We start from the raw sequence: 10,275 nt of genomic DNA, 5'->3' as shown, positions 1-10,275 counted from the left end.
CCCGCAGGCCGGTACGCAAGCCGCGCCGGCCGCCGCGACTCGGCGACCCGCGCCGGCGGCTGCGGCTCGGCACCGTGCTGGCGCTGGCGCTGTTCGCCAGCATCGGCGTGCGGCTGGTCTACCTCCAGACCGTGGACACCCCGGCGTACGCCGACGGCGGCCTGCCCAACCGGCTCGCCGTGGTCGAACTGCCGGCCCCGCGCGGTGCGATCCTCGACCGCAGCGGCGAGCCGCTGGCACACAGCGTCGAGGCCCGGTACGTGTTCGCCGACCCGACCCGGGTGAAGGACCGGTTCGCCACCGCGCGCCTGCTCTCCCCGCTGCTCGGCGTGCCCGTGTCCGACCTGGCCGAGAAGATGCGCCAGCGCACCCTGCCCGGCACCGACACTCCGTTGCAGTTCGTCTACCTGGCCCGCGGTGTGGAGATCGGCACCGCGAAGCGGATCATGGAGCTCGACCTGGCCGGCATCAACGTGCACCGCGACGAGCGGCGCGAGGTGCCCGGCGGCGACCTGGCCGCCAACCTGCTCGGCTTCGTCAGCCAGGACATGAACGGCCTGGAAGGGCTGGAGGCGAAGTACGACGACGTGCTGCGCGGACAGGCCGGCAAGCGGACCTACGAGGTGGGCCTCGGTGACCTGGCCGCTCCCATCCCGGGCGGCTACAGCCGCACCACCCAGCCGCAGCCGGGCAGCTCGCTGAAGCTCACCGTCGACCGGGACCTCCAGTTCATGACGCAGCGGATCCTGGCGAAGCAGACGGCCAAGGTGAAGGGCAGCGTCGGCGCCGCGGTGATCATCGAGGTGCCGAGCGGTGAGGTGCTGGCGCAGGCCAGCCAGCCGACGTACGACGCGGCGAACCCCACCAAGGTCGGCTCCCCGGCGGACCGGGACGACGCGGCCACCACGTTCGTGGTCGACCCCGGCTCGATCCACAAGGCGATCACCTACGGCGCGGCGCTCCAGGAGGGCGTGATCACGCCGGACACCAAGTTCCCGGTCTCCGACACGATCGTCCGGGGCGGCGTCACCTTCCGCGACACCCACCCGGCCGGCGGCCGCACCATGAGCATCCCCGGCATGCTTGCCTTCTCGTCGAACGTCGGCACCATCGAGATCGCCGAGAAGCTGGGCAAGGACCGGCTGTTCGACTACCAGAAGCGGTTCGGGCTGGGCGCGGCGACCGGCGAGGGCATGCCCGGCGAGGCCTCCGGCCGGCTGCTCCCGCCGGACCAGTGGAGCGGCTCGGCGTACGGGTCGGTGCCGATCGGGCACAGCGTGGACGCCACGCCGCTGCAGATGGCCGCCGCGTACGCCACCATCGCCAACAACGGCACGTACGTGCAGCCGCACCTGGTCAAGGAGACCATCGGCGCGGACGGCAAGCGCAGCCCCGCCGCCGCGCCCACCACCCGCTCGGTGCTCAGCCCGGACAACGCGGCGGCGCTGCGCCGGATGATGGAGGCGGTCACCACGGTCGACGGCCCGGACGGCCAGGCCACCGGACTGGCCGCCGCCGTGCCCGGCTACCGGGTGGCCGGCAAGACCGGCACCGGGCTGCGCTACGAGAACGGCAAGGAGCAGCCCGGGCCGGTCGGCTCGTTCATCGGCATGGCCCCGGCGGAGAACCCCCGGTACGTGGTGGCGGTGTTCGTCTGGAGCCCCGGCGGCGAGGGCGGCGCGGTCGCCGCGCCCGCGTTCCGGGAGATGATGGGCTTCACTCTCCGCCACTACCGGGTGCCGCCGTCGCTGACCAACAAGTCCCCGAAGTTCGAGGTCTTTCCGCGCTGAGCGGGGGCGGCGGGACATCATCGGTGAGTGGCGACGAACCACCGGGGCGGCTGTGCGGTCGGAACCGGACGACCGGGTAGGGTCTGACGCCGTGCCCGGCAATCCACGTCCCACAACCGTGCGTCCCGTACGGCTCGGCGACCTCGCCGCCCGCCTGGCGGCGACTCTGCCGGAGGAGGCCGACGAACCGGCCGTCACCGGCGTGACCCACGCCAGCCAGGAGGTACGCCCCGGCGACCTGTACGCCGCCCTGCCCGGTGCCCGCCGCCACGGCGCGGAGTTCGCCGCCGCGGCGGCGGAGGCGGGCGCGGTGGCCCTGCTGACCGATCCGGCCGGCGCGGCGCTCGCCGCCGGCACCGGTCTGCCCGTGCTCGTCGTCGACGACCCGCGCGACGCGCTCGGCGAGGTGGCCGCGACCGTCTACGGCGACCCGACCGCCGGCCTGACCGTGATCGGGGTGACCGGCACCGCCGGCAAGACCTCCACCAGCTACCTGGTCGAGTCCGGGCTGCGCGCCGCCGGGCACGTCACCGGGCTGATCGGCACCGTGGAGACCCGCCTCGGCGATCTGGTGATCGACAGCGTCCGGACCACCCCGGAGGCCACCGATCTGCACGCCATGCTCGCGGTGGCCCGCGAGCACGGGGTGGACACGGTGGTGATGGAGGTGTCCAGCCACGCGCTCGCGATGGGCCGGGTCGGCGGCGTCCGGTTCGACGTCGGCGGCTACACCAACTTCGGCTCCGACCACCTGGACTTCCACGCCGACGAGGCGGACTACTTCGCGGCCAAGGCCAAGCTGTTCGACGGCCGCTGCCGGGTCGAGGTGCTCAACCACGACGACCCGGCGCTGCGCCCGCTGTACAAGCCCGGCACCGTCACCTACTCGGCGGCCGGTGACCCGGACGCGACCTGGTGGGCCGGGGGCATCGACGGCGAGGGGTACGCCCAGCGGTTCACCCTGCACGGGCCGGACGGGCTGACGCTGCCCACCGGCGTGGCGCTGCCCGGCCGGCACAACGTGGCGAACGCGCTGCTCGCGGTCGCCCTGCTGGTCGCCGCCGGGGTGGACCCGGAGACCGCGGCGCGCGGCGTGGCCGCCTGCGGCGGCGTGCCCGGCCGGCTGGAACTGGTCAGCGGCGACGCCCCGGTACGCGGGGTGGTCGACTACGCGCACAAGGCCAACGCGATCGAGGCGGTGCTCACCGCGCTGCGCGGCCTGACCGAAGGCCGGCTGATCTGCGTGCTCGGCGCCGGCGGCGACCGGGACCGGGGCAAGCGGCCGGTGATGGGCGGCGTGGCCGCGCGCGGCGCCGACGTGGTGCTGGTGACCGACGACAACCCGCGGACCGAGGACCCGGCCGCGATCCGGGCCGAGGTGCTCGCCGGCGCGTACGCCGCCGCGACCCCGGCCCGCGTCATCGAGGTGCCCGGGCGGCGGGCGGCGATCGAGGAGGCGGTCCGGGTGGCCGAACCGGGTGACGTGGTGGCGGTGCTGGGCAAGGGTCAGGAACGCGGCCAGGAGATCGGCGGCGAGGTGCTGCCGTTCGACGACCGGGTGGAGCTGGCGGCGGCGCTGCGCGCCCGCTTCGGTGACCTGGTGGGTCAGCGGTGATCCCGCTGACGCTGGCCGAGGTGGCCGCCGCCGTCGACGGCCGGCTCGTCGGCGCCGACCCGGACGCCCGGGTCACCGGCACCGTCGAGTTCGACTCCCGCAAGGTGAACCGGGGCGGGCTGTTCGTCGCCTTCCCCGGCGAGCGCGTCGACGGCCACGACTACGCGGCCGGCGCGATCTCGTCCGGCGCGGTCGCGGTGCTCGGCACCCGGGAGGTGCCGGGCGTGCCGATGGTGCTCGTCGGCGACGCGCTCGACGCGATGGGCCGGCTGGCCCGCGCGGTGGTGGACCGGCTGCCCGGGCTGACGGTGATCGGGCTGACCGGCTCGTCCGGCAAGACCACCACCAAGGACCTGACCGCCCAGCTCGCGGTCCGGCTCGGCCCGACTGTGGCGCCGCCCGGCTCGTTCAACAACGAACTGGGGCACCCGTACACGGCGTTGCAGGCCACGCCGGAGACCCGCTACCTGGTGATGGAGAAGGGCGCCCGCGGGGTCGGGCACGTCCGCTACCTGTGCGACGTGGTGCCGCCGCGGATTTCCGTGGTGCTCAACGTGGGCGTGGCGCACCTGGGCGAGTTCGGCTCGGTGGAGGCCATCGCGCTCGCGAAGGGCGAGCTGGTCGAGGCGCTGCCCTCCGACGGGCTGGCGGTGCTCAACGCCGACGACCCGCGGGTGGACGCGATGGCGTCGCGTACCCGGGCCCGGGTGGTGCGCTACGGCGAGTCGGAGCGCGCCGACGTACGCGCCGTGGACGTGACGCTCGACGGCCGGGGACGCCCCTCGTACACCCTTGTCACACCGGAGGGTAGCGCGCCGGTTCGGCTCGGGCTCACCGGCCGGCACCAGGTCTCCAACTCGCTCGCCGCCGCGGCGGTCGGCCGGGAACTGGGCCTGCCGCTGCCCGACCTGGCGGCGGCGCTCGACGAGCTGGGCCTGGTCTCCACCCGGCGGATGGACGTCTTCGAGCGTCCCGACGGCGTGACCGTGATCGACGACTCGTACAACGCCAACCCGGCCTCCACCGGCGTGGCGCTGCGGGCGTTGGCCAGCATGCGCGGCGACGGGCGTACCGTCGCGGTGCTCGGCTACATGGCCGAGCTGGGTGACTTTGAACGGGAGGGGCATCAGCAGGTCGGCCGGCTCGCGGCCGAACTGGGAGTGGACCGGCTGCTCGTGGTGGGCGAGCCGGCGGCGCCGATCCACGAGGGCGCGACAGCGGTAGGTAATTGGGGAGGAGAGTCGGTGCTGCTCACCGATCAGGCGGCGGCCGTCGAGGTGCTGCGGAGCGAGCTGCGTCCAGGGGACGTGGTGCTGGTGAAGGGCTCCCGGTACCGGACCTGGGAGGTGGCCGACGCGCTGCGCGCGGACGCCCCGGAGGGTGCGACGGAGGGCGGCGCCGCATGAGGGCGGTCATCGTCGCCATCGGGGTCGCGTTCCTGATCTCACTGTTCTGCACGCCGATCGCGATCAAGGTGTTCGCCCGGCTCAAGGCCGGCCAGCCGATCCGATCGAACCTCGGGCTCGCCAGCAACGAGGGCAAGAAGGGCACGCCGACGATGGGCGGCGTGGTCTTCATCCTGGCCACGGTCATCGCGTACGTGGCCGGGCACCTGGCCCTGACCACGCTGCCGGACGCGCAGATCGCGCAGGTCGAGCCGACCATCACGGCGCTGGTGCTGCTGGGGCTGATGGTGTTCTCCGGCGCGGTCGGCTTCATCGACGACTTCCTGAAGGTCCGCAAGCGGCACAGCGGCGGTCTCAACAAGCGGGGCAAGCTGGCCGGGCAGATCCTGGTCGGCGCGGTGTTCGGCGCGGTGGCCGTCTACTTCCCGTCGAGCATGACCGACGCCGGCGGCAACGCGACGAACACCGAGACGGTGGGCAGCACCACGCTGAGCTTCATCCGGGACATCCCGGCGCTGGAGATCGGCAAGATCGGCGCGGTGATCGTCATCATCATGGTGGTCATGGCGGCCACCAACGGCGTCAACCTCACCGACGGCCTGGACGGCCTGGCCACCGGCGCCTCGGTGATGGTGCTGGCGGCGTACGCGCTGATCGCGTTCTGGCAGTACCGGCACTGGTGCGCCGACCCGAACTACACCGAGTCGTACTGCTACGCGGTGCGCGACCCGCTGGAGATCGCGCTGATCGCCGGCGCGGCGGCCGGCGCCTGCGTGGGCTTCCTGTGGTGGAACACGTCCCCGGCGCGGATCTTCATGGGCGACACCGGCGCGCTCGGACTGGGCGGCCTGATCGCCGGCATGGCGATGTCCACCCGCACCATCCTGCTGCTGCCGATCCTGGGCGGCCTCTTCGTGATCATCACGATGTCCGTGGTCATCCAGATCATCTCCTTCCGTACCACCGGCAAGCGCGTGTTCCGGATGTCGCCGTTGCAGCACCACTTCGAGCTGGCGGGCTGGAGCGAGGTCAACATCGTGGTCCGGTTCTGGATCATCGCCGGCATCGGCGTGGCCATCGCGCTGGGCCTGTTCTACAGCGAGTTCCTCGCCGCGGTCAGCTGACGCCTCGGGTGTAAGGAAGGGCCCCTCATCAACAGACGTCTGTTGATAAGGGGCCCTTCCTTCAGATCCGACACGCCGACCGGGCGGTTGCGCCACGGGCGGGCGGTTCGAACGGCCATGATGGGCCTGTGGGGGAGGGACGAGACATCCAGGTGACCAGCGACCCGCCGGCCCGCCGTGCCCCGGCGGCCACGCCACCGGCCGAACCGCCGGCCGCACGCTGGGATCCGGCCGGTGGCCTGGCCGCGCTGCGCGGCCTGCTGGCCCGGCCGCTGGCCTCGTACTACCTGCTGCTGTCCAGCGCCGGCCTGCTGCTGCTGATCGGCCTCACCATGGTCTTCTCCGCCACGAGCGTGAAGGACTTCGCCGAGGGCGGCGACGCGTCCGCGTCGCTGACCAAGCAGGCCGTGTTCGCGGTGATCGGCATCGGCGCGTTCTGGGCCTGCCAGCGGCTGCCCGCGCGCACGTTCCGGGCGGTCAGCCGTCCGGCGCTCGGCGTGGCGGTGGCGCTGCTGCTCACGCTCAACCTGCTCGTCGCGCTGAACTCGCTGTTCGGGGTGACCTCGATCGGGCCGCTGAAGGCCGAACTGCTCTGGCTCTCCCTCGGCCCGATCTCGCTGCAGCCGGTCGAGGTGGCGAAGTTCGCGCTGGTGCTGTGGGCGGCGCACGTGCTGGCCCGCAAGGGCGCCGCGCTGGGCTGGTGGAAGGAACTGGCCACGCCGCTGTTCCCGGTGGTGGGCCTGCTGTTCGTGCTCGTCGGCTACAACGACCTGGGCAGCATGCTCTGCCTGCTGGCGCTGGTGGTCGGGATGCTCTGGGCGGCGGGCGTACGGGCCCGCGTCTTCGCCGCGCTGTCCACGATCGGCCTGGCCGGCGTCGGCCTGCTGGTGGCCGCCGCCTCGCTGGGCGCCGGCTCCGGCTCCCGGGACGCCGACAACTACCGGCTCGGCCGCCTCACCATGTGGCTCGACCCGCCCGACCCGAAGACCTGCTTCGAGCAACAGCTCGACTACTGCTACCAGCTCGTGCAGGCCCGCTACGCGATCGGCAACGGCGGCTGGTTCGGCGTCGGCTTGGGCCAGAGCTCGCTGAAGTGGAACTACCTGCCCGAGGCGCACAACGACTTCATCTTCGCCATCGTCGCCGAGGAACTGGGCGTGGTCGGCTGCACTGTGGTCCTGACGCTGTTCGCCGTGCTCGCGTACACCGGGATGCGGATCGCCCGCCGGGTCGAGGACCCGTTCCGCCGGCTCGCCGCCGCCGGCGTGACCGCCTGGCTGGTCGGCCAGGCCGTCATCAACATCGGTGGCGTGACCGGCCTGCTGCCGCTGACCGGCGTACCGCTGCCGTTCATCTCCGACGGCGGCAGCGCCCTGGTGGTGACGCTCGCCGCGATCGGCATGCTCGCCTCGTTCGCCCGCGCCGAGCCGGACGCGGCGCGAGCGCTGCATGCCCGTCCGCCCGCCCGATGGGTCCGACTAGTGTGGGCCCCGTTGCCGCCGCTTCCCGGCCGGCGTCGCCGACCGGCGCCGCCCCCGGCCGACCGAGGGTCCGTGCCCCGGTCCCGTCAGCGGCGGCAGGACGACCAGGCCGCGCCCCGCGGCGCCCGGTCCGACCGGGCGCGCGCCGGCGCGGCGAGCGAGAGGAGACGCTGATGGGTCCGCTGCGTTCGGTGGTGCTCTGCGGAGGGGGTACGGGCGGGCACATCTACCCGCTGCTCGCCTTCGCCGACTGCCTGCGCCGACACGACCCGAGCGTCCGGATCACCTGTCTGGGCACACCCAAGGGGCTGGAGAACGAGCTGATCCCGCCGGCCGGCTACGACCTGCGGCAGATCCCGGCCTACCAGCTGCCCCGGTCGGTCAACATGAGCCTGGTCCGTACCCCGGACCGGATGTGGAAGGCGGCGCGCGCGGCGGGCAAGGTGATCGACGAGGTCCAGGCCGACGCCGTGGTCGGCTTCGGCGGGTACGTCTCGGTGCCGGGCTACCTGGCCGCGTGGCGGCGGGAGCTGCCGATCGTCATCCACGAGGTGAACGTGCCGCCGGGCGTGGCGAACCGGCTCGGGATGAAGTTCACCAAGAACGTCGCGGTGGGTTTCCCGCACCAGCCGGCCCAGGCCGAGGCGCTGCGCGACGCCCGGGTGGTCGGTGTGCCGCTGCGCCGGGGCATCGCGGGGCTGGACCGGGCCGCGCTGCGTGACGCCGCCCGCGCCCACTTCGGACTCCGTCCCGACCTGCCGGTGCTGTTCGTCGCCGGTGGCTCGCAGGGCGCCCGCTCGATCAACCTGGCCGTCTCCGGCGCGGCGAAGGAGCTGGCCCGCAACGGCGTGCAGGTGCTGCACGTCATCGGCGCCCGCAACGAGCCGGTCTCCGTGCCCACCGACCTGCCGGTGCCGTACGTCACGCTGCCGTACCTGTCCGAGATGGAGCTGGGGTACGCCGCGGCCGACCTGATGCTGGCCCGGGGCGGCGCGATGACCTGCGCCGAGGTGGCCGCGATCGGCCTGCCCACCGTCTACGTGCCCTACCCGCACAGCAACCAGGAGCAGAAGCGCAACGCGCTGCCGGTGGTGGAGGCGGGCGGTGGCCTGCTCGTCGACGACGCCGAGATGACCCCGGCCTGGGTGGAGCGGACGGTGATCCCGCTGATCCGGGACCCGCAGCGGCTGTACGCGATGAGCCACGCCGCAGCCGGCTACGGCCGCCGCGACGGCGACGTGGCGTTGCTGAACTTCGTCTACGAGGCGGTGGCCCGCTGATGAGAGACACCGCGACGGGAAGGTACGTCTGATGAACACCGCGCAGTTCACGCCCGCCGGCACCATGACGGCGGAGGACCTGGGCCGGATCCACCTGATCGGGGTGGGCGGGGTCGGGATGGCCGGGCTGGCCCGGCTGTTCCTCACCCGGGGCCTGCCGGTCTCCGGCAGCGAGCTGCGGGAGTGGCCGTCGCTGGCCGGCCTGCGGGCACTCGGCGGCACCATCCACTCCACCCACGAGGCGTCCAACCTCGACGGGGTGGACACTGTGGTCTACTCCTCGGCGATCCCGCAGGACCACCTGGAGATGGTGGAGGCGCGCCGGCGCGGGCTGCGGGTGCTGCACCGCTCCGAGGCGCTCGCCGCGGCGATGACGGGCCGCCGCACGGTGGCGGTGGCCGGCACCCACGGCAAGACGTCCACCACGTCGATGGTCACCATGGTGCTCCAGCAGGCCGGCACCGACCCGTCGTTCGTGATCGGCGGCGAGATCTCCGAGGTGGGTTCCGGCGCGCACCACGGCACCGGCGAGCACTTCGTGGTCGAGGCGGACGAGAGCGACCGCTCCTTCCTCATCTACCGCCCGTTCGTGTCGATCATCACGAACGTCGAGGCGGACCACCTCAACACCTACGGTGACCTGGCCACCCTGGAGGCGGCGTTCGCCGAGTTCGCCCGGCTCACCGACCCGGCCGGCTTCGTGATCACCTGCGCCGACGACGCGGGCGGGCGCCGGCTGGCCGAGACGCTGCGCGCCGAGGGCCGCCGGGTCTGGACGTACGGCGAGTCCGCCGACGCGGACCTGCGGATGAGCGAGGTCGTCTCGTCCGCGCACGGGGTGCGCTACCAGGCCGAGGTCGAGGGCCGGCCGCTGGGCGAGATCCGGCTGCCCGTACCGGGCCGGCACATGGCGCTCAACAGCGCCGCCGCGGTGCTCGCCGCGTACCTGCTGGAACTGCCGGTGGCCGCGGCGGAGGCCGCGCTCGGCGCGTTCCCCGGCGTGCGGCGGCGCTTCGAGCGCAAGGGCGTGGCCGACGGCGTGCTGGTCTACGACGAGTACGCCTACCACCCGACCTCGATGACGCTGGCGTTGCAGACGCTGCGCGAGGTCGCCGGCGACGGCCGGCTGATCGTGGTGTTCCAGCCGTACCGGCTCTACCGCACCCGCGACAACCAGGCGGAGATCGCCGCCGCGCTCGGCATCGCCGACGAGGTGGTGCTGCTGGAGGTCTTCGGCCCCGGTGAGACGCGCCGCCCCGGCGAGGGCTCGGCCGCACTGATCCAGGAGGTGCCGCTACCGGCCGAACGCAAGGTGTTCGTCGAGTCGTGGGACGACGTGCCGGCCGAGGTGGCCCGGCGGGCGCGGACCGGCGACGTGGTGGTGACCATGGGCGCGCCGCCGATCTCGCTGATGGGTGACCAGTTGCTCGACGCCCTGCTCGCCCGCTCCGCCGGGGGCACGGGGCTCGGCGCCGGCGTCGACCCGGACGGCGCGGCGACCCCGGCCGGATGAGTCCCGGTCCGGCCCGTGGCCGTACCCCTGGACCGGACGGCGGCGGCGGGCGGCGCAGCCCGGCCC

Annotated in this window: 7 protein-coding genes; all 7 read left to right on the top strand. The window is 73.5% G+C overall.

From position 1 onward, the window contains the following. On the top strand, positions 1–1,790 hold a 1,790-nt coding region (locus AC2CHG_RS26960; protein ID WP_484525849.1), incomplete at its 5' end, for a peptidoglycan D,D-transpeptidase FtsI family protein. A 52-nt stretch (positions 1,791–1,842) separates the two neighbouring features. Next, the gene (locus AC2CHG_RS26955) at positions 1,843–3,405 is read left to right on the top strand and encodes a UDP-N-acetylmuramoyl-L-alanyl-D-glutamate--2,6-diaminopimelate ligase (RefSeq protein ID WP_484525848.1); all 1,563 of its coding nucleotides are present in this window, start codon (positions 1,843–1,845) and stop codon (positions 3,403–3,405) included. Continuing rightward, positions 3,402–4,811: a UDP-N-acetylmuramoyl-tripeptide--D-alanyl-D-alanine ligase gene (locus AC2CHG_RS26950; protein WP_484525847.1), complete on the top strand. Its 1,410-nt coding sequence runs from the start codon at positions 3,402–3,404 to the stop codon at positions 4,809–4,811. The genes AC2CHG_RS26955 and AC2CHG_RS26950 overlap by 4 nt, the downstream gene beginning before the upstream one ends. After that, on the top strand, positions 4,808–5,935 hold the full coding sequence (gene mraY / locus AC2CHG_RS26945) for a phospho-N-acetylmuramoyl-pentapeptide-transferase (protein ID WP_091420798.1): 1,128 nt from the start codon (positions 4,808–4,810) through the stop codon (positions 5,933–5,935). Before AC2CHG_RS26950 ends, mraY begins: the two co-directional genes overlap by 4 nt. A gap of 152 nt (positions 5,936–6,087) precedes the next feature. Continuing rightward, positions 6,088–7,590 (top strand): FtsW/RodA/SpoVE family cell cycle protein, encoded by a 1,503-nt coding sequence (locus tag AC2CHG_RS26940; RefSeq protein WP_370584962.1) that lies wholly within the window; start codon positions 6,088–6,090, stop codon positions 7,588–7,590. Then, entirely contained in the window at positions 7,590–8,696 is a 1,107-nt protein-coding gene (gene murG, locus AC2CHG_RS26935) for an undecaprenyldiphospho-muramoylpentapeptide beta-N-acetylglucosaminyltransferase (RefSeq protein WP_030500243.1), read from the top strand. The genes AC2CHG_RS26940 and murG overlap by 1 nt, the downstream gene beginning before the upstream one ends. Positions 8,697–8,727: 31 nt before the next feature. After that, a complete protein-coding gene (gene murC / locus AC2CHG_RS26930) occupies positions 8,728–10,209 on the top strand; it encodes a UDP-N-acetylmuramate--L-alanine ligase (protein ID WP_484525846.1) in 1,482 nt (493 codons plus the stop codon). Positions 10,210–10,275: the final 66 nt, after the last annotated feature.

It is taken from the genome of Micromonospora sp. ATLC20, assembly GCF_057196585.1.
The sequence above is the reverse complement of the archived record's forward strand: the minus strand, read 5'-3'. Positions and strand labels throughout refer to the sequence as shown.